This is a genomic window from Evtepia sp. (assembly GCF_056797215.1).
The window spans coordinates 20,097-43,700 of sequence record NZ_JBQILM010000004.1; the positions used below are offsets into that span (position 1 = coordinate 20,097).

19 protein-coding genes are annotated in these 23,604 nt (G+C 60.6%); 17 read left to right on the top strand and 2 right to left on the bottom strand.

Annotation, left to right across the window (positions count from 1 at the left end):
- Positions 1–7 precede the first annotated feature (7 nt).
- The 7 genes from ACTOZL_RS01665 (at position 8) to ACTOZL_RS01695 (ending at position 8,484) form a co-directional block, all read left to right on the top strand.
- Positions 8–364 carry a hypothetical protein gene (locus ACTOZL_RS01665; RefSeq protein WP_482476339.1) on the top strand — a complete coding sequence of 119 codons (357 nt, stop codon included), beginning with the start codon at positions 8–10 and terminating at the stop codon, positions 362–364.
- A 28-nt stretch (positions 365–392) separates the two neighbouring features.
- Positions 393–3,230, top strand: a complete 2,838-nt coding sequence (uvrA, locus tag ACTOZL_RS01670) for an excinuclease ABC subunit UvrA (RefSeq protein ID WP_482476340.1) — start codon at positions 393–395, stop codon at positions 3,228–3,230.
- Between the two features lie 48 nt (positions 3,231–3,278).
- Entirely contained in the window at positions 3,279–3,626 is a 348-nt protein-coding gene (locus ACTOZL_RS01675) for a hypothetical protein (protein WP_482476341.1), read from the top strand.
- Complete coding sequence (gene recD2 / locus ACTOZL_RS01680; RefSeq protein WP_482476342.1) at positions 3,607–5,835, top strand: SF1B family DNA helicase RecD2; 2,229 nt, start codon at positions 3,607–3,609, stop codon at positions 5,833–5,835. The genes ACTOZL_RS01675 and recD2 overlap by 20 nt, the downstream gene beginning before the upstream one ends.
- Before the next feature lie 4 nt (positions 5,836–5,839).
- Positions 5,840–6,514 carry a ComF family protein gene (locus ACTOZL_RS01685; protein WP_482476343.1) on the top strand — a complete coding sequence of 225 codons (675 nt, stop codon included), beginning with the start codon at positions 5,840–5,842 and terminating at the stop codon, positions 6,512–6,514.
- 118 nt (positions 6,515–6,632) lie between these two features.
- Complete coding sequence (locus ACTOZL_RS01690; RefSeq protein WP_482476344.1) at positions 6,633–7,688, top strand: rod shape-determining protein; 1,056 nt, start codon at positions 6,633–6,635, stop codon at positions 7,686–7,688.
- Positions 7,689–7,947: 259 nt separating this feature from the next.
- Positions 7,948–8,484 (top strand): acetate uptake transporter family protein, encoded by a 537-nt coding sequence (locus tag ACTOZL_RS01695; RefSeq protein ID WP_482476345.1) that lies wholly within the window; start codon positions 7,948–7,950, stop codon positions 8,482–8,484.
- 128 nt (positions 8,485–8,612) lie between these two features.
- On the opposite strand, the gene ACTOZL_RS01700 is transcribed toward ACTOZL_RS01695, so the two are convergent.
- Positions 8,613–8,984 carry a TIGR03905 family TSCPD domain-containing protein gene (locus tag ACTOZL_RS01700; protein ID WP_482476346.1) on the bottom strand — a complete coding sequence of 124 codons (372 nt, stop codon included), beginning with the start codon at positions 8,982–8,984 and terminating at the stop codon, positions 8,613–8,615.
- Positions 8,985–9,190: 206 nt separating this feature from the next.
- Between ACTOZL_RS01700 and ACTOZL_RS01705 the strand changes: the two genes are divergently transcribed.
- From ACTOZL_RS01705 to ACTOZL_RS01750, 10 genes are all read left to right on the top strand, one after another.
- Positions 9,191–12,160, top strand: a complete 2,970-nt coding sequence (locus tag ACTOZL_RS01705; protein ID WP_482476347.1) for a doubled motif LPXTG anchor domain-containing protein — start codon at positions 9,191–9,193, stop codon at positions 12,158–12,160.
- Between the two features lie 180 nt (positions 12,161–12,340).
- Complete coding sequence (gene spoIVB / locus ACTOZL_RS01710; RefSeq protein ID WP_482476348.1) at positions 12,341–13,405, top strand: SpoIVB peptidase; 1,065 nt, start codon at positions 12,341–12,343, stop codon at positions 13,403–13,405.
- 114 nt (positions 13,406–13,519) lie between these two features.
- Positions 13,520–14,206: a response regulator transcription factor gene (locus tag ACTOZL_RS01715; protein ID WP_482476349.1), complete on the top strand. Its 687-nt coding sequence runs from the start codon at positions 13,520–13,522 to the stop codon at positions 14,204–14,206.
- Positions 14,193–15,194 (top strand): sensor histidine kinase, encoded by a 1,002-nt coding sequence (locus ACTOZL_RS01720; RefSeq protein WP_482476350.1) that lies wholly within the window; start codon positions 14,193–14,195, stop codon positions 15,192–15,194. Before ACTOZL_RS01715 ends, ACTOZL_RS01720 begins: the two co-directional genes overlap by 14 nt.
- A gap of 84 nt (positions 15,195–15,278) precedes the next feature.
- On the top strand, positions 15,279–15,968 hold the full coding sequence (locus tag ACTOZL_RS01725) for an ABC transporter ATP-binding protein (RefSeq protein WP_482476351.1): 690 nt from the start codon (positions 15,279–15,281) through the stop codon (positions 15,966–15,968).
- A complete protein-coding gene (locus ACTOZL_RS01730; protein WP_482476352.1) occupies positions 15,965–18,538 on the top strand; it encodes an ABC transporter permease in 2,574 nt (857 codons plus the stop codon). The genes ACTOZL_RS01725 and ACTOZL_RS01730 overlap by 4 nt, the downstream gene beginning before the upstream one ends.
- A 100-nt stretch (positions 18,539–18,638) precedes the next feature.
- Complete coding sequence (locus tag ACTOZL_RS01735) at positions 18,639–19,799, top strand: DUF4317 domain-containing protein (protein WP_482476353.1); 1,161 nt, start codon at positions 18,639–18,641, stop codon at positions 19,797–19,799.
- Positions 19,800–19,926: 127 nt separating this feature from the next.
- The gene (locus tag ACTOZL_RS01740; protein WP_482476354.1) at positions 19,927–20,481 is read left to right on the top strand and encodes an RNA polymerase sigma factor; all 555 of its coding nucleotides are present in this window, start codon (positions 19,927–19,929) and stop codon (positions 20,479–20,481) included.
- Positions 20,478–21,677, top strand: coding sequence for a hypothetical protein (locus ACTOZL_RS01745; protein ID WP_482476355.1), 1,200 nt, complete (start codon positions 20,478–20,480; stop codon positions 21,675–21,677). The genes ACTOZL_RS01740 and ACTOZL_RS01745 overlap by 4 nt, the downstream gene beginning before the upstream one ends.
- 183 nt (positions 21,678–21,860) lie before the next feature.
- Positions 21,861–22,769: an SPL family radical SAM protein gene (locus tag ACTOZL_RS01750; RefSeq protein ID WP_482476356.1), complete on the top strand. Its 909-nt coding sequence runs from the start codon at positions 21,861–21,863 to the stop codon at positions 22,767–22,769.
- On the opposite strand, the gene ACTOZL_RS01755 is transcribed toward ACTOZL_RS01750, so the two are convergent.
- Positions 22,714–23,178 carry a hypothetical protein gene (locus ACTOZL_RS01755; RefSeq protein ID WP_482476357.1) on the bottom strand — a complete coding sequence of 155 codons (465 nt, stop codon included), beginning with the start codon at positions 23,176–23,178 and terminating at the stop codon, positions 22,714–22,716. The two genes, ACTOZL_RS01750 and ACTOZL_RS01755, sit on opposite strands and share 56 nt — an antisense overlap.
- Positions 23,179–23,604: the final 426 nt, after the last annotated feature.

Sequence of the window (23,604 nt, forward strand, 5' to 3'; positions counted from 1 at the left end):
AAACCCCATGCTCTTTGCGCTGCTGTTCCTCATTCTGGCCACCCTGTTCCTGGGCTCCGCCGTCCTGGCCATCGTCCTGCCCTTCCTGGGTATCGCCTTAAACATCGTGGCCGGAGCCCTGCTGACGGTCAGCCTTTTCGTCCTAATCCTCCTGCTGGCCTTTTGGAGAAAATGGAAGCAGGCAGGCAAATTGGAGCGCCCGTACATCGACAGCTTCACCGGCGCCCGGCGCTTTGCCCTGGAAGCCATCAAGCTGTTGATCCCCCTGGGCATCCTCTGGGAGGTCTTGGTGCTGCTGGCCTGCGCCGCCTTCCTGATTTTCCAGCCCCTGGACGCCATACCCCCAGGTTGGCCCCTATATTGAAACCCCACCAAGAAGGAGAACCACGCCCATGCAAGATCACATTTTCGTCAAAGGCGCACGGGAAAACAACCTGAAAGACATCGACGTCACCATCCCCCGGGACAAGCTGGTGGTCATCACCGGCCTGTCCGGCTCTGGGAAATCCTCCCTGGCCTTTGACACCATCTACGCCGAGGGGCAGCGCCGCTATGTGGAGTCCCTATCCTCCTACGCCCGGATGTTCCTGGGCCAGGTGGAAAAGCCCGACGTGGACTACATTGACGGCCTCTCCCCCGCCATCTCCATTGACCAAAAGACCACCAGCCGCAGCCCCCGTTCCACTGTGGGCACGGTGACAGAAATTTATGACTATCTCCGCCTCCTCTGGGCCCGCATCGGCACCCCCCACTGCCCCAAGTGTGGGAAGGAAATCCGCCAGCAGTCCATCGACCAGATCACCGACCAGATCATGGCCCTGCCGGAGGACACCCGCATCCAGGTTCTGGCCCCGGTGGTCCGAGGGAAGAAGGGGGAGCACGTCAAGGTGCTGGAAAGTGCCCGGAAATCCGGCTACGTCCGCTGCCGGGCCGACGGCATCACCTACGAGCTCACCGAGGAAATCCCCCTGGAGAAAAATAAAAAGCACAACATTGAAATCATCGTGGACCGGCTGGTGATCCGCCCGGACATCCTCCGCCGCCTCACCGACTCCGTGGAGGCCGCCGCCTCCCTCAGCGGTGGCCTGATCCTCATTGACCTGGTGCGGGAGGAGCGAGAGCTCTCCTTCTCCCAAAACTACGCCTGCGAGGACTGCGGCATCTCCATTGAGGAGCTTGCTCCCCGGATGTTCTCCTTCAACAGCCCCTTCGGCGCCTGCCCCACCTGCACCGGCCTGGGCAGCCAGATGAAAGCGGACCCTCAGTTGGTGGTCCCCAACCCCAGCCTATCCATCCTTGAGGGGGCCATCGCCGCATACGGCTGGCACAATGTCCGGGGAGATTCCATCGCCCGGATGTATTTTGAAGCCCTGGGAAAGAAGTATGGCTTTGACCTGAACACCCCCTTTCAAGACCTCTCCGACCAGGCCAAGGACGTCATCCTCAACGGCACCAAGGGGGAAAAGCTAAAACTAAGCTACCAGCGGGCCGACGGAAAGGGGACCTTTCAGCAGGCCTTTGAGGGCATTTTGAACAACGTAGAGCGTCGCTTTGCCGAGACCCAGTCTGACGCCTCCCGGAAGGAATTGGAGGAGCTCATGAGCGAGTGCCCCTGCCCTACCTGCCAGGGGCGGCGGCTGAAAAAGGAGGCCTTGGCAGTCACCGTGGGGGGCCTGAGCATCGACAGCTTCTGCCACAAGCCGGTGAACGACGCCCTGGACTTTGTGGACCACCTGGCCCTTACCGAGACCCAGGCCCAGATCGCCCAGCAGATTTTGAAGGAAGTGAAGGCCCGGCTGGGCTTCCTGCGCAGCGTGGGCCTCTCTTACCTGACCCTCAGCCGCCAGGCGGGGACCCTCTCTGGGGGGGAGAGCCAGCGCATCCGCCTGGCCACCCAGATTGGCTCCTCCCTCATGGGGGTGCTGTACGTCCTGGACGAGCCCTCCATCGGCCTGCACCAGCGGGACAACGACATGCTCCTGGACACCTTGAAACACCTTCGGGACCTGGGCAACACCCTCATCGTGGTGGAGCACGACGAGGACACCATCCGCGCCGCCGACTACCTGGTGGACATCGGCCCCAAGGCCGGCGTCCACGGGGGGGAGGTGGTGGCCTCTGGCTCCCTCTCTGACATCATGGCCCAGCCGGCGTCCATCACCGGGCAATACCTCTCCGGGGCAAAAAAAATCCCCATCCCCGTCCAGCGCCGGACGGGGAACGGGAACAGCCTGGTGGTCCGTGGGGCGGCGGAGAACAACTTGGACCACATCGACGTCACCTTCCCCCTGGGGACCTTCACCTGCGTCACCGGGGTCTCTGGTTCCGGCAAGTCCTCCCTGGTGAATGAAATCCTGTTCAAGCGCCTGGGGGCGGACCTAAACCGCATGAAAGCCCGCCCCGGCAAGCACGACAGCCTAGAGGGCGAAGAATTTTTAGACAAGGTCATCGCCATCGACCAGTCCCCCATCGGCCGCACCCCCCGCTCCAACCCCGCCACCTACACTGGGCTGTTCGGGGACATCCGGGAGCTCTTCTCCTCCACCCCCGACGCCAAGGCCCGGGGCTACGGGCCGGGGCGTTTCTCCTTCAACGTGAAGGGCGGACGCTGCGAATCCTGCTCCGGGGACGGGCTGTTGAAAATCGAGATGCACTTCCTCCCGGATATCTATGTCCCCTGCGAAGTCTGCAAGGGCAAGCGCTACAACCGGGAGACCTTGGAAGTACGCTATAAGGGCAAGAACATCCACGACGTGTTGGAGATGACCATCGACGAGGGGTTGGAGTTCTTCTCCAACCTCCCCAAAATCCGCCGGAAGCTGGAAACCCTATCCTCTGTGGGGCTGGGGTATATCAAAATCGGCCAGTCCTCCACCACCCTCTCCGGCGGCGAGGCCCAGCGGGTGAAGCTGGCTACGGAGCTCTCCCGGCGCTCCACCGGCAAGACCATCTATATCCTAGACGAACCCACCACCGGCCTGCACACCTACGACGTCCACAAGCTCCTGGAAGTCCTGGACCGGCTGGTGGAGGGGGGCAACACCGTCATTGTCATTGAGCACAACCTAGACGTGATCAAATCCGCCGACCACCTCATTGACCTGGGGCCAGAGGGCGGCATTGGCGGCGGCCACGTGGTGTGTACCGGCACCCCGGAGGAGGTGGCCCAGTGCCCCGAATCCTACACCGGCCAGTATTTGAAAAAACTCCTGGAAGCCAGCCAGGGCTAAGCACCCCCGCCCTCCCCCAGTCATAGACTGGAGTGGAGGTGTATCAGAATGGAGCTTTTATGGATCCTCCTGGCGGCCTTTCTGCTGCTGTTCTTGAACCAGTGGATCTTCACCCACCTGCTCCGCCCCACCGCGGGTACCTTGCCCGTCTTTGCGGTGCTCCCCGTCACCGGCGACGCGGAGGGGTTGGAACAGACCCTGCGCCATCTGGACTGGCTGCGCAGGGAAAAATTCTCCCGCTTCACCATCCTGGTGGTAGACGCGGGGCTCACCCCTGACGGGCAGGGCACCGTCCAGGCCCTGGGCCGCAGGGACAGCACCCTCCTATTCTGCCCAGCAGAGGAGGTCAGCTTGATACTGAAAAGGAAGAACGACCATGGCTACTTCTCCCTGTGAACTGATTTTTATGGAAGGCACCGTCTCCACCGTGATCTACCGCAACGAGGAGAACGGCTATACCATTCTGCTCTTGGACACATCAGACGGGGATGAGGTCACGGTGGTGGGTGCCATGCCGGGGGTGACCCCCGGGGAAGGGCTGGGGGTCCACGGCCAGTGGACCCACCACAGCACCTACGGCCCCCAGCTCCGGGCGGAGATCGTGGAGCGGCGGTTGCCGGAGGGAGAGCACGCGGTGTTTGAATACCTGGCCTCCGGGGCCATCAAGGGGGTGGGCACCGCCACCGCCCGGCGGCTGGTGGATACCTTCGGCGCCGACGTGCTCACCGTCATTGAGGACGAGCCCCAAAGGCTCACCCAGGTGAAGGGTATCTCCCCCAGGCGGGCGGAGACCATCCACCGCTCCCTGTGTATGCAGCTTTCCATGCGCCGCCTGCTGGACTTCCTCTCCACCCACGGCCTGCCCCTACAACTGGCCATGCCCCTGTACCGGCAGTACGGGGACCTCGCCCTCAGCGCCCTGCGTGCCAACCCCTACCTGCTCACCGAGGAACCCCTACTGGTGCCCTTCCCCCTGGCGGACAAGCTGGCTCTAGGCCTGGGTATCGAGCCAGAGGACCCCTTGCGGCTGGAAGCAGGGCTGCTCTACAGCCTCACCCACAACCTAGACAACGGCCACGTCTTTCTCCCCTATGGCAAGCTCCTCACCGCCGCCGGCAACCTGTTGAGGACGGACCCGGAGCGTTTGACAGGCAGTCTGGATGAACTTCTCCAACAGGGGCGGATTGTTCGGGAGGAAATCGCCGGGCAGGACGCCTGCTACCTGGCCCGGCTCTATCACTGTGAGTGCTATGTGGCCCGGCAGCTCCTACAGATGGACGGAGAGTCCCTTTGTCCCGCCGGGGACCTGGAAAAGCTCTTGGCACGCATCCAGCGGGAGCAGGGCATCACCTACGCCCCCCTGCAAATCGAGGCGGTGGCCACCGCTGCCCAGCAACAGGTGCTGCTGCTCACCGGGGGCCCCGGCACCGGCAAGACCACCTCCCTCCGGGGCATCCTGGCCCTTTTCGACCACTTAGGGCTGCGCACCGCCCTCACCGCCCCCACAGGGCGGGCGGCCAAGCGCCTCTCTGAGGCCTGCGGGGCGGAGGCCAGCACCATCCACCGCCTGTTGGAAACCCGCTACGACAGCGCCAGCGGCGGCCTCAGCTTCGCCCACAACGAGCGGGAACCTCTGGACACCGACGCGGTGATTTTGGACGAGGCCTCCATGGTGGACCTGGTGCTGATGCAGGCCCTTTTGGCAGCCCTCCCCAACGGCTGCCGGCTGGTGCTGGTGGGGGACCCCCATCAGCTCCCCTCAGTGGGGGCGGGGAACCTGCTCTCAGACCTGCTCCGGGCCCAGCGGCTCCCCACCCTGCGGCTCACAGAAATCTTCCGCCAGGCCGCCGCCTCTGCCATCATCCGGGGGGCCAGGGCGGTAGACCGGGGCGATTGTCCTGTACTGGTCAACGACCCCGCCGGGGACTTCTTCTTTCTTCGCCGGGTTCGGGCGGAGGACGCAGTGGACACCATCGTCTCCCTGTGCCGGGAGCGCCTTCCCAAAAACATGGGCATCCCCCCGGAACAGATTCAAGTCCTCTCCCCCACCCGGAAGGGCATCGCCGGGACTGCCGCCCTGAACCAGGCCCTACAGGCAGCGGTGAATCCCCCGTCCCCGGACAAACGGGAAAAGCAGTTTGGCTCCATCCTCTACCGGGAGGGGGACCGGGTGATGCAGGTGAAGAACAACTACGATGTCCTCTGGGAGGAACGGGACGGCAAGGGCGTGGGCATGGGTATCTTCAACGGGGACATCGGCCGCATCGAGGCCATCGACCCTGCCAGCGGCATTGTCACCGTGGATTTTGACGGCCACCGGGCGGAGTACACCCCAGACATGATGAACCAGTTGGAGAGCGCCTACGCCATCACCGTACACAAGGCCCAGGGCAGCGAGTACCGGGCGGTGATCCTCTCCGCCGTGGATGCCGCCCCTATGCTCCTCACCCGGGGGGTCCTCTACACCGCCATGACCCGGGCCAAGGAGCTGTTGATCCTGGTGGGAGACGACCAAGTGGTGGCCCGGATGGCTGCCAACGACCGCCAGCAGCGGCGCTACAGCGGCCTGCGGGCGCGACTGGCCCGGGGCCTGGAAGGGATGTGATACCATGGCGCTGAAGCAAGCGCTCTTAAACCTGTTCTTCCCCCAAAAATGCCCCCTGTGCGGGGCCCTGCTGGACAAGGGGACCCTGGGGCTCTGTCCCGCTTGCGCCGGGGCGGAATTTTGGTTCTCTGGCGCCCAAGCCCTCTTCCCTGGCAAGCAGTACGCCCGCTGCGCCTGCGCCGGGGCTTACACCGGGAAGCTCCGGGACTCTGTGCTGCGGTTCAAGTTCTCCGACCACCCCGAGTATGCCAAAACCTTCGGGCCCATCCTGGCCCAGACCATCCGAACCTACTTACCTGGGACCTACGACTGCATCAGTTGGATGCCGGTCTCCCAGGAAACCCTGCAAAAGCGTGGCTATGACCAGGCCCAGCTGTTGGCCCAGGAGGCCGCCAAAACCCTGGGACGGCAGGCCGTTCCCCTGCTGGTGAAAATGAAAAGCAATGTTCCCCAGTCCTCCTTGCGAGAGCGGCGGCAGCGTTTGGAAAATGTGGCGGGGGTGTATTCCGTCCCCCACCCAAAGCGGGTGGCCGGACAGCGGGTGCTGCTCATTGACGACATTCTCACCACCGGGGCCACCCTGGGCGAGGGGGCACGGGTCCTGCGGGAGGCAGGGGCCTTCCAAGTGGTGGCGGCCACCCTGTGCCGGACCCAGGCAAAGGGCCACGAATCTGCCTAATATTTCCATACTCTAGGAGGCTTTCCCCAGGTTTCGCGGGAAAGCCTCCCTTCTTTTGTTCTATACTTCCTTTGATCTATCGAATCCATTACACACTGCAAAAGAAAGGGCGAGTTCTATGCGCAAACGAAGCCAGGCAGCGGGGCCCTTTGCCCGCGATATCGCCGTGGACCTGGGCACCTCCTCGGTGGTGATGGTCATGCGGGGGCGGGGCATCCTCCTCCATGAGCCCTCGGTGGTGGCGGCAGACCGGCAGACAGGGAAGGTCCTGCAAGCGGGGTCCGCCGCCCGGGACACCCTGGGCCGGACCCCCGGGGAGCTCATCGCCATCCGCCCCCTGCGGGAGGGGGTTATCTCCGACTACACCACCGCCCAGGCCATGCTGGAGTGTTTTTTGAAACAGGCAATCCCCGGCCGGATGACCAAGCCCCGGCTGCTGATCTGCGTGCCCTCAGGAATCTCTGAGGTGGAGGAACGGGCCGTGGTGGACGCGGGCCTCCAAGCCGGGGCCCGGCGGGTGTACCTCATGGAGGAACCCCTGGCCGCCGCCCTGGGGGCGGGGGTGGACATCTCCCAGCCGGAGGGCCGCATGGTGGTGGACATCGGTGGGGGGACCACCGACGTGGCCGTCATTGCCCTGGACGGAGTGGTCACCTCCGCCTGCCTCACCGCGGCGGGGGATCAGTTCGATGAGGCCCTCATCCGCCACATCCGCCAGGAGCATGGGCTGCTCATTGGCCTGCGCACGGCGGAGGAGGTAAAAAAGGCCATCGGCCGGGTGGCGGGGCCCGAGGAGGACAACCCCACCCTGGCAGTGAAGGGCCGCTGTTTGGAGACGGGTTTGCCCCGGCAAATCACCCTCAGCGCCCAGGAGACCGCCATCGCCTTTGCCCCTGTGGCGGAGCAGCTATGCGCCGGGGTGGAGGCGGTGTTGGAGCGCACCCCGCCGGAGCTGGCGGCGGATGTCAGCGCCTCCGGGCTCCTGCTCACCGGCGGGGGGAGCCTGCTCCCGGGGCTGGACCAGTTATTGGAAACGCGCACCGGCATCCGCACCATGGTGGCGGAGGACCCCCTAGCCTGCGTGGCCCTGGGGCTGGAACTGTGCCTGCCCTACCTGGCCCGGCGGCAGGACGGGGTCCTGGGCCTGGCCCGGCGGCGGCAGCTGCGGCCCTAGTGCCGGACCTGCAAAGTACAACAATCCACGCGGGCCAAGGCAGCGTTGCCAGGGCCCGCGTCCCCCTTTCCAGGCCCTGGCGGGATTTCCGCCTATGGGGCCCTTTTGAAGCTAATCAAACCAAGGTTTTCGATGGGTTTATATTGCAATGCCTTTTTGTTCTTATCATAGTAAAAATAGCTTGACTTCTGTCGATTTTTCAGTTAAGCTAAGGCCAATTGATCGGTTTCTACCTATTTTTTATTCAAAGGAGGACTTTATGCTCCCAGTAAACCCCGAAGCAATTGGCCTGTTTGGCCTGTTCGCCACTGTGATCTGTTTTGGTCTGGAACAAGTTGGTATCGGCGTAAAGGGCGGTGAGCCGGAAAAGATCACCCGCTCTTTGGGTTTCATCGCCATCTTTTTCGGCGGCGTCACCCAAGTTTTTACCTCGGTGTGCATGTACTTGTTCCATGTTGGCGGCGACCACAGCGTGTATCTCGGCACCGTCTTTGGCTTTTTCGGCCTGTTCTGGCTCCTGGTTGGGACGTTTTTCCTAAAAGGCGGCGACAAGAAGGTGATGGCCCACTTCTTCCTCTGCGGCCTGATCCTGTGCCTGGGATTTACCGTGCGTGCATTTCAGGACGGCCTGGTCTGGCCCCTGGGTATCGACCTGGTGGTCATCGACGTCCTGCTCCTCACCCTCATCCCTGCCTGGTACGGCGGCAAGCCCTTCTGGGGCAAGCTGGCCGGTGTGTGCAACCTGGTGATTGGTGTGATCTCTCTCTTCCTGCTTTTCCCTGCCCTGTTCCTGTAAGCGAATAGGAAACCTTATGATCCTCTCTTAATTATCCCTATCCACCTACAGAAACCGGCTCAAGCACTCCGTCTGTCCGGCGGGGGCAGAAAAGGACCGCTGCACAACAAGCAGCGGTCCTTTTTGTATCACGCCCGTTTCGCCTCTTCTTCCAGGGCGATTTTTAGGGCTTTGGACAATTGGTCGGGGCAGGAGGTGGCCTTGTTGCCACAGCGGATGCCAGAGAGTTTTTCCATGGCCTCCTCCGCCCGCATCCCCTCCACCAGGCGGGCAATGCCTTGGAGGTTGCCGTGGCAGCCGCCCACCACCTCCACGGACTTCACCACGCCCGCTTCCAGCTTCACGTTCATCTGCCGGGAACACACGCCCCGGGTCTTATATTGAATGGTCACTGTACTGTGCCTCCTTGTTGGTGTTTTATTGGAGGTATCATAGCAAATTTCTGAGAAAGATGCAAGGCAGAGACGTTTGTACAAGAAAGTGTACTTTATTAAAATCATACCATTTTATATGAACTTATACTAAATATAGCATAAAAATACCTATGTGACAACGCTTTCTTGGGATATTTTCTCTCGAATTACAGTTACAAAAAAGTACACATTTTTGTAACTGTAGCAACGGGCAAATATTGACCGCCAGGCAATATACCTGGCCCCAGAGAAAGGAATATGAAATGAAGAGCTTGAAGAAAGTTGCCCCCATTATGGCTACCGGCCTGGTGGTCGCTGGCTTTGGTACGGTGGACGCGTTCGCCGCAGACACCGTCGACACCCCAGCCCCTCCTGCCCCTCCCGCTGAGGTAGAAAAACAGGCGGCCCCGGCGCCGTCTACGGAGATCAAAAGCGTAACCCCCACAAGCACAGAAACGGCCCCGGATGGCGAGACCAAGACCCAAGGGGCCGTAAACCTCTCCGTCAACGATGGCGGTGACGTAACAAGTGACGGCTCCGTGACGCTTACCACCATCCCGGACGGCAACGTCCCCAAGGCTGCCGCCCCCACCAGTGAGGACGCCAACAACGCTACCGATGCCATCATCGACGAGGACACCACCACAACAACCGACAGTGACACCACCATTGGCGGCATTGAAGATATTGAAGGTGAAGATATCGAGAACACCACCGAAAACCCAGACGGCTCCACTACGACCGATATCAAAGGTGAGGTGACGGCGCCGCCTAGCACACCCTCCGATACGGACACGAACGATGTCAAAGAGGATGTCAGCAATATTGTTGACAAGAACAAAAATGAGAACGGCTCCTACGACTGGGATGCAATCGCGGGCGCGATCAAGGATAAGTATAACAATGCTACAGTCAACAAAAATGATGATGGCTCCCATTCTATTAAATTTGAGACGACCACTGGCAAAGAAAATAAGCCTCTCACCAACAGTGAACTGAACGCAATCCTGGGTGAAACCTTGACCCCCGTAGATGGCAAACCTGACACCTATACCTATATCGACAAGGATGGAAAGACCGTCACCGTTACAGTGACGGACGAGAGCATCGAAACCACCACCACCAAGTGGACGGTGACGGTTACAAAAAACGAAGGAGATAAAACCATTGCTGGTTCCGAGACTGTCGATGATAGCATTATAATGAATGCTCCTGGAAACAGCGATCAGGACACTTCTGACTCACTTAATGTTTGGGATATTCTGGAAAAAATTGATGCCGACAAGGGGACATTTGATGGTATAAATGCCAATGTTATCAAAGACAAAAATACCGGGAATGTCACTGAGGTCAAGGTCGGCAATGATACTTACAAAATAGACTATACTCCAAAGAGTGAATCGGTAAAGAGTTCGGTTGATCTCGAGATGATGGACATCAAGACCATCTATGATCTAGTTTTTGCGGGCAAAAACGGCTTTACGTTTGACAATAACAAGATATTCAAAAACGGTTGTGAGGTAACCATCAACTATGTTGATAGCACCGTCACCGCGACTTACTATGAAATCACTATCACTAAGACCACGACAGGTGAATCGACAGATAACCGTAATACTGTTGCGCAGTCTGTCAAGACCGAGGCCGCAAAGAAAGCCGTTGTTGAGGCCTTGAATAAAGCGCTGGGGAAAACCGAAGGAGACGAAGGGTTCCTCACCTATGAAAGCCTCGTAGACCGAATCAAGATTGATCTCAAGAACAACACATGGTCCGTGGAGAACATGAACTACAAGGGCACCTTGTCTGGCGTAAAGGCTACCGTTACCGTTGATGACAAAAAAGTTGATATTGACGACTCAGATATCCCCCTAGCCGATGGCAGCGCCATTAACGGCAGTGCTGACGCTACCGTAACTGTGGAGGAAGAAATTAAGGGAACTCTGCATAACTCCAACACTGATGTACCCGGGATCACAGCCGATGATGTAAATAATGCTAAAGAGGGCGCACATTTTGGCTCAACTGGTGAAACCATAGACAGCGTTGTCCGGACTGATAATAAAGTAACGATCCAAACCACTATCACGACAGATGGCGTCACCACCGTAAAGACTTATATTTTTACTTTCACAACTAAAACAGAACTTGACCCTAAAGATAGCGGGAAGAAATGGGATAGTGGAGAGTTGCCCTGGGATGAAAACGAAAAAGCATGGATTTTTGATCTCAACGGGGCAGGAGCTTTTGTCGTAAAGCAAGCAAAGTACGCCATTATTTGCTATGACTCCAGCGTTTATGAGAAGGATAAACTTCTTGACATATTCAGTCCCCTGGATGGCAACGGAATTTTCAAAAATTGTGACATAAGATATGTTTCGATTAGTGATATCCAGTCCGACTCTTGCCTTGGTGACCTTATTGATGTAGATACCTCAAACATGGACGCCACAATAGAAATATTGGATGGCAAGGTTTATATCTATGGCAAAGGAGGGAAAGAGGACGGCTTAAGCCACTTCCTCCGGGGCCCTGGTTCCATTACGACTATTGAGTTTGATAAAAGCTATGGCGGGAACAGCTCTAGCCAATACAAAGGCGAAGGTGCAGGTAGTGGCAATGTCGAAGTGAACGTTGGTGAATCTGTTGAAGCTGGTAAAGGCTCCGCCTCCGGCGTGCAGTACGGCGGCACACTGGACTACAGCTACACAACCACACAGCCGGGCATTGAAATCACCGTCTCAGGCGAAACTGAGAAGCACCGTGACATCAACGTGAGCCTGAACAGCACGCCCACCACACCCACCACGCCCACCACACCTCCCGGCGGCGGCGGTACGCCCACCACACCCCCCGGCGGTGGCGGCGGCACCATTACCCCCACCCCGCCCCCTGTGGTAGACATCCCTGAGGAGGAGCCCCCCCTGGTGGACATTCCCGAGGAAGAACCGCCTCTGGTAGATATCCCCGAAGAGGAGCCGCCTCTGGTAGACATCCCCGAGGAGGAACCCCCGCTGGTGGATATCCCCGAGGAGCAGCCCCCGCTGGTAGACATCCCCAACACCCAGCCGCCCAAGGTGACCATCCCCCCGGAGAAGGTCCCCCTGGCGAAAGCCCCCGACCCCTCTACCATTGAAATCCTGGAAGAGGAAGTCCCCCTGGCAGACGTGCCCAACACCGGCGACACCCCCATGGGCCTGCTGGCTGCCGCTGCGGCCTGCCTGAGCACCCTGGGCCTGGGCATTTTGAAAAAACGCGAAGACTAAACCTCCCCAACAACCCAAGCGCCGGGGCCCCCTTCGGGCCCCGGCCTTTCTCTATTCAAAAAATTTCCAAGGAAGCGCTGTGTAAGATTGGCGCTTCTTTTTTTGCGAAAAACGGCCATGCTAGACCTGCGCGTTTTGCCGCGCAAATTGACAGAGAAAAACCAAAACGGGGGTGATCTCTTGCAACACACCAAAGAGTGCCAGGGACCGGTCGCCCTGGCCCAGGGCTTTCGCTGCCTGCTTGTGTGGGCGGTCGCCTTGATGACGGCCCTCTCCCTCTCCCCCAGCGCCAAAGCCGCCGGGGAAACCCAATATGTGATCCCGCTGGGCCAGGCAGTGGGAATCAAGCTCTTCTCCCAAGGGGTGCTGGTGGTGGGGCTGTCCGACGTCACCACCCAGGAGGGCTTGGCCTCCCCGGCTAAGGCCTGCGGCCTCCAAGAAGGGGACGTAATCACGCACATCGACGGCGCACAGGTGAGCTCCATTGAGGACGTCCAGGCCATCTTGCAGGACGCCCAGGGCAAGGAACTGGAACTGCAAGTCCTCCGGGACGAAGCGCCCCAGGAAGTGACTACCACCGCCGTCCAGTGCAGCACCGACGGGGCCTATAAGCTGGGCGCCTGGATTCGGGACTCCATGGCCGGCATCGGGACCCTCACCTTCGTGGACCCCAACAGCGGCCTCTTCGGCACCCTGGGCCACGGCATCAACGACGTGGACACCGCCGTGCTCATGAAGCTGCAAACCGGGGCCATCACGCCTGCCAGTGTGGCCAGCGTGGTGAAGGGTATGGATGGCAAGCCCGGGGAACTGCGGGGGAGCTTCTCCACCCAGGAGGACCTGGGGACCCTCTTTGCCAACACGGAACAGGGGGTATTCGGCCACCTGAAAAACCCCGCCGGGTTCTCCGGGGAGGCCCTGCCAGTGGCTGAGCCCGCAGCCGTCCACACGGGAGAGGCCACCATCCTTGCCAATATTGTTGGCGACACGGTGGAGGAATATTCCGTGGAGATTTTGAAAGTCTACGACAGCGCCACAGACACCCGTGACCTGATGCTCCAAGTCACCGACCCCAGGCTGTTGGAAAAGACCGGCGGCATCGTCCAGGGCATGAGCGGTTCGCCCATCCTCCAGGACGGCAAGCTGGTGGGGGCCGTGACCCACGTGCTCATCGACCACGCCGACCGGGGCTATGGCATCTTCGCCCAGCACATGCTGGACGCCGCCCAGAAGGCGGAAGCCTAAGCCCAACTGCCGCCGCCACAATCCCCGCGGCGGCAGTACATAGAAAAGCCCTTGCATTCCAGCCTGCCCCTGGGTATAATCCAAATAACAAACACACGGAAAGAAGGGACTGATATGAAACAGGTTTTGTTGGTGGAGGACGACCGGGAGATCGCCAAAAACCTCACCCGCTTGTTGGAAACCGAGGGGTTTTCCGTCCACCACGCCCCCACCCAAGAACAGGCTGGGGTGCTGTTGGCGGCGGAGCCTTTCGACTTGGCCCTGGTAGACATCTCCCTCCCCGACGGCAACGGCTTTGCCGTCTGCACCCAGGTCAAACAGGCACAAGACATCCCCGTCCTCTTCCTCACCGCCTCCGGGGACGAGGCCAGCGTAGTAACAGGGCTGAACATGGGGGCGGACGACTACATCACCAAACCCTTCCGCCCCCGGGAGCTCTTGGCCCGAATCGCCGCGGCCCTGCGGAAAGCGGGACAGGTGCCCGCCGTCTTTACCGTCCAAAGTCTGGCCGTGGATATGGCCAACGGCCTGGTGAAAAAAGACGGCCGGGAGCTCTTCCTCTCCCCCCTGGAATACCGCCTGCTCCTGCTGTTCATCAACAACCCCAAAACCATCCTCACCCGGGACCGGCTGCTGGATGAGCTCTGGGACGCGGCAGGGGAGTTTGTCAACGACAATACCCTCACCGTCTACATCAAGCGCCTGCGGGAGAAAATCGAGGACGACCCGGCCTCCCCCAAAATCATCCGCACCGTCCGGGGCACCGGCTACCGCCTGGGAGAACGCCATGCTGCGCAATAGAGAACTGCGGCAGCTGGCCCTGCTCTCTGCCGCCCTGGCCCTGGTGGCCGGGAGTCTGGGCTTCGCCCTCCAACCGGCGGCGGGGCTGCTGGCCCTGGGCACCGCCGCCGCCTTTGCCGGGCTCTTCTGGGCCTACACCGCCGCCCGCTACCGGCGCATTGCCGAAATCTCCCTGGAAATCGACCGGGTGCTCCACGGGGCAGAGGACCTGGTCATCGGCAGCAGCGAGGAAGGAGAGCTTTCCATTTTGGAACACGAGGTCAACAAAATGACCCTGCGCATCCGGGAGCAAAACGACGCCCTCCGCCGGGAAAAGGCCCACCTGGCCGACTCCCTGGCGGATATCGCCCACCAGCTTCGCACGCCCCTCACCTCCGCCAACCTGATCCTCTCCCTATTGAAAAACGATCCCAGTGAGGCAGAGCGCCGGGCCCTGCTCCGGGATGCCCAGGGGGCCTTTGCCCAAATGGACTGGCTGCTGAACGCCCTCTTAAAGCTCTCCCGCCTGGACGCGGGGATCGTCAGCTTTCAGCGGGTGCCGGTGGAGGTGGCGGCACTGGTCCAAACCGCCCTGCGCCCCTTCCTCATCCCCCTGGAGCTCCACGACATCCGCCTGACCCTGGACCTGCCCCAAGGGGTACACATCCTGGGGGACCAGGCGTGGCTGGCGGAGGCCTTGGGGAATGTGTTGAAAAACTGCGTGGAAAAGGCCGGGGAGCATGGGGCCCTCCACATCGCCTGTGAGGACACCTTACTGTATACCGCCATCACCCTCCACGACAGCGGAGAAGGCATCGCCCCGGAGGATCTCCCCTTCCTCTTTGAACGCTTCTACCGGGGCAAGGACGCCGGGGCCACCGGCTACGGCATCGGCCTGGCCCTGAGCAAAACCATCCTCACCCGCCAGGGGGCCACCATCACCGCCAAAAACCACCCCCAGGGCGGCGCGCTTTTTGTCATACGTTTCCCCAAACCCCTTGAAAGGTGACGGTTCTCTCACCGAAACGTCACGGAGATGTCAGGGAAATGCTTTAGTATATGGGCAGACTGAAAAAAGAAGGAGGCTCATATCATGGAATTTTTACGTGTGGAAAACCTGTGCAAGGTCTACGGTCAGGAGGGGAACCAAGTCACCGCCGTAGACCACGTGACCCTCAGCGTCAACAAGGGGGAGTTCACCGCCATCATCGGCTCCTCCGGCTCTGGCAAGTCCACCCTGCTCCACATCATCGGCGGGGTGGATATCCCCACCAGTGGGAAGGTGTATCTGGACGGCCAGGACGTCTATGCCCAGAGCAAGGAAAAGCTGGCCATCTTCCGCCGGCGGCAGGTGGGGATGATCTACCAGTTCCACAACCTCATCCCCACCCTGAACGTGGTGGAGAACATCACCCTGCCCATCCTCATGGACCGCCGCCGGGTAAACCGGGAGCGCCTGGAGGACCTGTTGCAGCTCCTGGGGCTTCAGGACCGCCGGACCCACCTGCCCAACCAGCTCTCCGGAGGCCAACAGCAGCGGGTGGCCATCGGCCGGGCCCTGATGAACGCCCCAGCGGTGATGCTGGCCGACGAGCCCACCGGCAGCCTGGACAGCCGCAACAGCCATGAGATCCTTCGCCTGTTGAAGGAGAGCCAGCGGCGCTACCGGCAAACCCTGCTCCTGGTCACCCACGACGAGAACATCGCTCTCCAGGCGGACCGCATCCTCACCGTCTCCGACGGCCGGGTGGTCCGGGACGAAAGGCAGGTGCTCCCCAGATGAATGTCTTTCATAAAGTGGCCTTTCAGGGCCTGCGCAAGAGCCCAGGCCGCACCTTTGTCACCATCCTGGGTGTGATACTCTCCGCCGCCATGATTACGGCGGTGTGTACCTTCGGCGTCTCCCTACTGCGCTACATGGCCGAGGGCGCAGCGGTGGAGTACGGCGGCTGGCATGCAGCCTTTCTTGACGTCCCTGCCGACTTCGCCCAGGCGCGCAGCAGGGACCCAGAGATCTCCCAGACCGCCGTCCTGGAAAATCTGGGGGTGGCCCCGCTGGAAGCTCCCCAGAACCCCAAAAAGCCCTACCTCATCCTCTGCGGTTATGACCAAACGGCCTTTGCCGATCTGCCCATCCAGCTCATTGCCGGACGTCTGCCGGAAAACAGTGGGGAAGTGGTGGTCTCCGCTGCCGCCATGACCGATGGCGCCCTCCATCTGTCCGTGGGGGATACCCTCAGCCTCTCCACTGGCAGCCGCAGCCTGGACGGCCAGGGCCTTGGCAATTACACCGCCTATCAGGAGGAGGAGCAGTTCCTGCCCCAGGCAACCCACAGCTACACCGTGGTGGGGCTTTGCCGCACCCCCAGCTACCTGCGCAGCGCCCCCGGCTATCCCCTCATCACCACGGCGGATCACGCCCCCCTCTCCGACAACTGCTCCGTGTTCCTCACCCTCCAGCAGCCCTATGGGCTCCACGGCTACCTGGACCGGGCCGCCCAGGGCCAGCACGTCATCCAGAACGACGAGGTCCTGCGCTTCATGGGCCTGTCCAACGACAAGCTCTTCACCTCCCTGCTCCTGGCCGTGGGGGGCGTGGTCCTGGCCATCATCATGCTGGGCTCCGTCTTTCTCATCCACAACGCCTTCAGCATCTCCCTCAACGAGCGCACCCATCAACTGGGTATCCTCATGTCCGTGGGGGCCACCGCCAAGCAGCTGCGCAGCTCCGTCCTCTTCGAGGGCCTGTGTATCGGCATAGTGGGCATCCCCCTAGGAATCCTCCTGGGGCTGGCGGCCATGGAGGGGGTCTTGCTGCTGGTGGCGGAGCATTTTGAGAGCTTTATGTATGAGGGCGTGGACCTCACCCTAGTCCCCGCTCCCCCGGTGCTGGCGTTGGCGGCTCTGGTGAGCCTGCTCACCATCCTACTCTCCGCCTATGTCCCCGCCCGGAAAGCCTCCAACACCCCAGTCATGGACTGCATCCGCCAGACCGGAGAGTTAAAGGTGGAGGCCACGGCCATGCGCACCTCCCGCCTGTTCCAGCGGCTCTACGGCTTGGAAGGGGACCTGGCCCTAAAAAATTTCAAGCGGAACAAGAAGCGTTACCGCAGCATTATCCTCTCCTTAGTCCTCAGCGTGGTGCTGTTCATTTCCACCAGCGCCTTTGCCCAGGACTTGAAACAGGCCTCGGAAATGGCCAACGTAGCCACCTCCTTCGACATCAGCCTCACCGTGGCGGAGGATATGGACCAGCAGGAATTGCTGTCCCTCCTGGACGCCACCAAAAGCGTCCAGGGCATCACCAGCGCCAGCTATGAGGAAATGGTCCCCTGCGCCATCCACCTGGACCCCCAGCTCCTTTCCCCGGACTACCTGGCCAGCGAAGATGCCGCCCAGGACGGCCAGCTGATTCTCTTTCTCCTTTTCCTGGACGACCAGAGCTTCCAGCAGCTTTTGTTGGAAAACAACCTGTCCGCCGGGGACTATACCGGGGAGAGCGGCAAGCTCCTGACCATCGCCAAGAGGAATCCCCAGCTGAACCGCATCCTGGCCCCGGAGGAATTTCCCGACCTGTTCACGGTCTCCTCCCTGACACTCCCGCTCTCCCCCATCATCCAGTCGGCCCCAGAGGGGGCGGAGGGGCCCACGATGACCCTGGATCTGCAAAATTTCCTTCTGCCGGACAGCCCCGGTACCTTGAGCAGCAGTCCTATCATCCAAGAGGGCTACATCATGACCGCCGTGGCTCCCCTCTCCCAAAAGGCCCAGCTGGTCCCCCCGGACGCCCAGGCCAGCGCCAAAGGGCTCACCTACTGCTCCGACACCCCCGCCCAGTCCACCAAGGCCCTCCAAGCCCTGGTGATGGACCAGGGCATCCGCAGCAACTACCTGCTGCTGAACCTGGACAAGGCCATCGAGACCAATCAAAGCATGATGTTCATTGCCAACGTGTTCGCCTACGTCTTTATCGTGATGATCTCCCTCATCGCCGTGGCCAACGTGTTCAACACCATCTCCACCAACATCAAGCTCCGGCGGCGGGAGCTGGCCATGCTCCGCTCGGTGGGCATGGCAGAGGGGGATTTCCAAAAGATGATGAATTTTGAATGCTTCTTCTATGGCCTGCGGGCCCTGCTCTTGGGCATTCCCCTCTCTCTGCTGCTCTCCTGGGTCATCTACTGGTTCTTCACTGCCGGAGGCGCCGATGACCTCAGCTTCCAGCTCCCCTGGGCCAGCGTGGCCATCAGCATTGGCGCGGTGTTCCTGGTGGTGTTCATCACCATGCTGTACGCGGTGCGCCAGTTGAAGAAGGAGAATATCATCGATGCCATGCGGGATGAGTTGACCTAAGGCACCGGCCCCATTCCCCCTTGCCCTTCCCTTCATTTCGGCGTATAATAGTGCCCACTGGGCCGGAACACGGCCAATCTTTCCAACGCTTGAGGTACCTATGAATCAAAAAGAAATCAGTGAACTGCGCCGCCGCTTCCGTCCGGAAAAAAGCGGCATCAGCCGGGTCTATGGCTGCTACGTCAACGGCGGCCGGGAAATCATCTCGGAGCTGGATGTGTCCCTGGGCATCGCCACCCAGGAGGAGGCGGAAAAATACCTGGGTTTTTTGAAAAAAGCCCTCTCCGGGGCCCTGGGCAAGAATCTGGTGGACATTGTGTTCACCACCCAACAGGTCATGGACAGCGACGAGCACCGCCTCCTCTCCGCCCTGCGGGACTCGGAACTCCAAGACCCGGAGGTGCGGCAGCAGTTTTACCGCAAGGTCATCGAGACCCTGAACATGGAGGACAGCAACTATCTCATCCTCCTGGCCCACGACCGCTATGACGTGCCCTACCGGGGCCACGACGACAGCCTCCAAGCCGATGCCTCGGACCAGGTGTTCTCCTACATCGTCTGCTGCATCTGCCTGGTGAAGGACGCCAAGCCCCAGCTAAGCTATTGCGCCGCGGAGCGGGAGTTCCACAACCGCACCACGGGGCAGGTGGTGTCGCCCCCGGAGCTGGGCTTCCTCTTCCCCGCCTTTGACAACCGGGCTGCCAACCTTTACAACGCCCTGTACTATTCCCGCAACCCCGACGAGCTCCACCAGGAGCTGATCGACGGGTTGTTCCACACCGAAGCGCCCATGTCCGCCCTGGCCCAGAAGGAGGCTTTCCAGTCCGCCCTGGGAGAAGCCCTGGGGGAGGCTTGCAGCTATGAGGTGGTGCAGGCCGTCCACGAACAGTTGCGGGAGCGCATCCAGCAGCACAAGGAGAGCAAGGACCCAGAGCCCTTGGGCATCTCTGTGGACGAGGTGAGCCGGGTCCTGCAAAACTGCGGGGTGGCGGAGAACCAGGTGGGTGAGTTCAAGCTCTACTGCGACCAGGAGTTCGGGGCAGGGGCCGCCCTCAGCCCCGCCAACCTCATTGACAGCAAAAAATTCCAGCTCACCACCCCAGAGGTCAAGGTCACAGTGGACCCGGAAAGCAGCTACCTGGTGGAAACCCGTATCATCCAGGGGCGGAAATACATCCTCATCCCCGCTGACGGCGGCGTGGAGGTGAACGGGGTCAGCATTGATATTTCAGACGCAGCACCGTCCAGGGATGCCGAATAGGCTTCCCTGGACGGTTTCCCATTGGGGTACATCCCACCTTTTTTTCAAATTTTTCTATTTTCCCCGTAATATTACCACGTAATTCCTGTCTTTTTATAGAGAGGGTTTGAAAGGAAGGGGGATTCCGATGGAGGATGCACAGATCATTGCCCTATACATCCAGAGGGATGAGGCGGCCATCGCTGAGACCCAGAGAAAATACGGCGCTTTCTGCTCCCGCATCGCCACCAACATCCTCTCCGCCGAGGATGCGGAGGAATGCGTCAACGATGCCTACCACCAAGTCTGGCTGGCCATCCCACCCCAGCGCCCCACCCATTTCTCCGCTTGGCTGGGGCGGATCGTCCGCAACAACGCCATCAATCTCTGGAACAAGAACCACAGGAAAAAACGCTACAACGGCATGACAGAGCTGCTCAGCGAGCTGGAGGAGTCCATCCCCTCCCCCAGGACCATGGAGCGGGAGATGGAGGACAGGGAGCTCTCCGCCTGTATCGACGCCTGGCTGCGCACCCTGAAGCAGGAGGACCGGGTCCTGTTCCTGCGCCGGTACTGGTACGGCATGTCCCTCCAAGACCTGGCCAAGGAGCAGCACATGTCCTCTGGCAAGCTGGCCCAGCGTATGTTTCGCCTGCGCACCAACCTGCGGCAGGCTTTGGAAAAGGAGGGGATCATTCTATGAAAGAACAGCGAGCCCAAAGGCTCTTCCGGAGCCTCACCCACATCGGCGACGACCTCATCCAGGAGGCCCAGCCTGTCAAACCCCAGCGGACCCTCTGGCTGCGCTGGGGGGCAGCGGCCGCCTGTCTCTGCCTCATCGCCGCCGGAGGCCTTGCCGCCCTGTCTGGCAGCGAGGGGACCAGCCAGGACGCTGCGGAGACCACCACCAGCCGGGGCAGCCAGAGCCCACTGCCCTACCAACACAGCAACGCCCTGCCGCCGCCCCCGCCCTGTGATACAGGCACGGCCGGGAGTATCAGCCAGGACGCTTGTACCTTTCGCTATGCCCACACCCGGGACTTCTCCCGGCAACGGCAGCAGCTAGAGGACGAGGCCGTGATCCCCCTCATGGAGGGCCACCCCATCTTCTCCTGCCAGGCCCGTTACGCGGAGGACGGCAGCCTCGCCTGCCTGCAGCTGAGCTGGTCCCGCCGGGGAGAACGGGAAAACTACAGCGAACTTTCTATCTTAGCCGGGTACTGGGAGGTCCCAGAGCCAGAGGACTGCATCGGCCTGGAAACAGACCAGCAGGGGAACCTCTTGGAGCCCAAAACCACCGTGACCCAGCGGGATGGCGTCTCCATCACCACGAAAGGCCAGGAGGGCCGGGAACAGACCGTCACCTTCCAGAACGACAGCGGCTGGTATCAGATCAAGGCCTCCTGGAACGACAGCCAGGCAGAGGTAGACGCCCTGCTGGACTGGCTCTGGGCCCACCCCATCAACTTCCAGCGCTTCCCCATGGCGGAGGGCGACGACTATACCCTCTCTACCCTGCCGGAACATCCCAACGCCTTCTCCGGCCTCCTGCCCGACTTTGCCGCCGCCGGTTACACAGAGGAGGAAAGCCACCTGAGCCTGCGCAACGGCCTGCCCGTGCGCTATGAGGGCTTCTACCGCCCCGCCGCCGAGGCCGCCCAGGAGGTGGACGCCGCCACATCCGACGCGGTCATCCACTGGTGCCTGGACACCGAGGCGGATGTCTACCAGCTTGCCCGCTCCATCGGCACCCTGGACACCCTGACAGAGGCGGCCGTGTTGGAGGCCCTGGCGGCAGAGGGCCAAGTTACCTTCACCTGGGACGAGGCCTGCATCACCGTCTTTTCCAAAGACGCGCCACAGGTCTGGGCCCTCATCGCCACCTTGCAAACCAGCTGAGGCCCTACCATAGAAAAAATGCAAGCAAAGAAGCCCTCTTTGCTTGCATTTCTCTTTTTCCCAGGAAATCTCACATATCCGTGACGTTCTGCGCATTTTGTGCTATCATCTAACAGACCAAGCCGCCCATAGCCCCCTGGGGATAGCCCAATCCAGGGGGTGGGCAGAGAGGAGGGCGCGTCCATGCACTATGTCACAGCAAAAGGCATCCTGTCCGCCAAAAATGGCATGAACCTATACCGCGGCTGTCAACACGGCTGCATTTATTGTGACTCCCGCAGCAGCTGTTACCAAATGGGGCATGACTTTGAGGACGTGGCAGTAAAAGCCAACGCCATTGCCCTGTTGGAGGACGCCCTGCGCCGCCGCCGCAAGCCCTGTATGCTGGGCATGGGGTCCATGACAGACCCCTATCTCCCCCTGGAAGAGACCTTGGGCCACACCCGGCAAGCCTTGGAGTGCATCCTCCGCCACGGCTTCGGCGTGACCCTCATCACCAAATCTGACCGGGTCCTCCGGGACCTGCCCCTGTTGGAGCGGATCAACGCCCAGAGCAAGTGCGTAGTCCAGATGACCCTGACCACTTACGATGAATCCCTATGCCGCAAGCTGGAACCTGGGGTCTGCACCACCCAGGCCCGCTTTGCCGCCTTGCAGCGGCTCCGGGAGGCCGGCATCCCCACTGTGGTCTGGCTCTGCCCCATTTTGCCCTTCCTCAACGATACGGCGGAGAACATCAACGGCCTGCTGGACCTCTGCCAAGCCGCCGGGGTCAAGGGGGTGGTCTGCTTCGGCATGGGCCTGACCCTGCGCCAAGGCAGCCGGGCGTATTTTTACCAGCAGCTGGACCGGCTCTTCCCTGGGCTGAAGGAGCAATACCGCCGCTGCTACGGCCAGCGCTATTCCCTCAAAAGCCCCAAAAGCCAAGAGCTCCTAACGCTGTTCCACCGGCGCTGCGAAAAAGCCGGCATCCTCCACAACAACCAGGCGATCTTCCACTATTTGGGCACCCTTGAGGACCGCCCCCAGGGGCAGCTCAGCCTTTTTGACCCGGACCCATCAGGGCAGGCACCTTCAGCACCTCTAGCTTGATCCACTGCCGGTCCCGGTTCACCCGCTCCGGGTCCTTTTGCAGCACGATCAAGGGGCTGCTATCATCCATGCCAATGGACGCTAAGTATCCCTGCAGGTCCGGCTGGGCACAGGGCAGGCAGCGCTTTTCCACAAAGGCGGAAAACGCCCCCCAAGAGGGTTGGCCTACCAGCCCGAACGCCGCCTCCGCAAGGCCATCAACCGATTCCACCGCCACCTCTTTGGCAGTAAAGTCCGCATAGACCGTGGCACAGAGCCGCTGTCCGTCATACAACTGCAACCGGCGCACATCGTGCCCCTCCGCCACCCTCTTTTCGGCAAGCGCCTCCCACCGGGCACATAGCTCCCCCTGCTTATCTGTGGTCATTTGAGAAGAGCTGATATTCGCTTCCTCGGTGTGTCTTTTCATCCCTTCACCTCATGGTCAATTGTATTTGATTCGTGCAAAATAATCAAGAGCGTAACTTGTCTAACCCTGTAGCTATCTGGCGTTTCTTCTGATATTTTGCCGAAATCCATCCAGTCCCAGCGGCGCCGGAGTGGTAAAAGACGTATATTTTCCTAAAATCCAGTCTCAACGTCTCCCACGATGCTGTTTCAAACCCGCTTCGCCTCCTCTGATGGAGGCAAGCGCTTTCCAGGGCTCCCGAAGAAAAGCGTTCCGTATATTGCGTGAAGTGTGTCTATTTTATCAAACGAAGTGGGATTTGAAAAGGGGGGATACTACTCTGTTTGGTAAAATTTATAGAAAAAAGCCCGCCTGGGCCCAGCGAAGCCTTGGACGCCCCCCTTCCCGTGTATCTTCACCACCTCCCCCTATCCCAGGATTACAAAC

Coding starts and splice junctions, on each gene's coding strand:
- ACTOZL_RS01675 (WP_482476341.1), top strand. CDS start 3,279: ATGGAGCTTTTATGGATCCTCCTGGCGGCCTTTCTGCTGCTGTTCTTG.
- ACTOZL_RS01700 (WP_482476346.1), bottom strand. CDS start 8,984: ATGATTTTAATAAAGTACACTTTCTTGTACAAACGTCTCTGCCTTGCA.
- ACTOZL_RS01705 (WP_482476347.1), top strand. CDS start 9,191: ATGGCTACCGGCCTGGTGGTCGCTGGCTTTGGTACGGTGGACGCGTTC.
- ACTOZL_RS01690 (WP_482476344.1), top strand. CDS start 6,633: ATGCGCAAACGAAGCCAGGCAGCGGGGCCCTTTGCCCGCGATATCGCC.
- uvrA (WP_482476340.1), top strand. CDS start 393: ATGCAAGATCACATTTTCGTCAAAGGCGCACGGGAAAACAACCTGAAA.
- ACTOZL_RS01715 (WP_482476349.1), top strand. CDS start 13,520: ATGAAACAGGTTTTGTTGGTGGAGGACGACCGGGAGATCGCCAAAAAC.
- ACTOZL_RS01750 (WP_482476356.1), top strand. CDS start 21,861: ATGCACTATGTCACAGCAAAAGGCATCCTGTCCGCCAAAAATGGCATG.
- ACTOZL_RS01695 (WP_482476345.1), top strand. CDS start 7,948: ATGCTCCCAGTAAACCCCGAAGCAATTGGCCTGTTTGGCCTGTTCGCC.
- ACTOZL_RS01745 (WP_482476355.1), top strand. CDS start 20,478: ATGAAAGAACAGCGAGCCCAAAGGCTCTTCCGGAGCCTCACCCACATC.
- ACTOZL_RS01720 (WP_482476350.1), top strand. CDS start 14,193: ATGCTGCGCAATAGAGAACTGCGGCAGCTGGCCCTGCTCTCTGCCGCC.
- ACTOZL_RS01665 (WP_482476339.1), top strand. CDS start 8: ATGCTCTTTGCGCTGCTGTTCCTCATTCTGGCCACCCTGTTCCTGGGC.
- ACTOZL_RS01685 (WP_482476343.1), top strand. CDS start 5,840: ATGGCGCTGAAGCAAGCGCTCTTAAACCTGTTCTTCCCCCAAAAATGC.
- ACTOZL_RS01725 (WP_482476351.1), top strand. CDS start 15,279: ATGGAATTTTTACGTGTGGAAAACCTGTGCAAGGTCTACGGTCAGGAG.
- recD2 (WP_482476342.1), top strand. CDS start 3,607: ATGGCTACTTCTCCCTGTGAACTGATTTTTATGGAAGGCACCGTCTCC.
- ACTOZL_RS01730 (WP_482476352.1), top strand. CDS start 15,965: ATGAATGTCTTTCATAAAGTGGCCTTTCAGGGCCTGCGCAAGAGCCCA.
- ACTOZL_RS01735 (WP_482476353.1), top strand. CDS start 18,639: ATGAATCAAAAAGAAATCAGTGAACTGCGCCGCCGCTTCCGTCCGGAA.
- ACTOZL_RS01755 (WP_482476357.1), bottom strand. CDS start 23,178: ATGAAAAGACACACCGAGGAAGCGAATATCAGCTCTTCTCAAATGACC.
- ACTOZL_RS01740 (WP_482476354.1), top strand. CDS start 19,927: ATGGAGGATGCACAGATCATTGCCCTATACATCCAGAGGGATGAGGCG.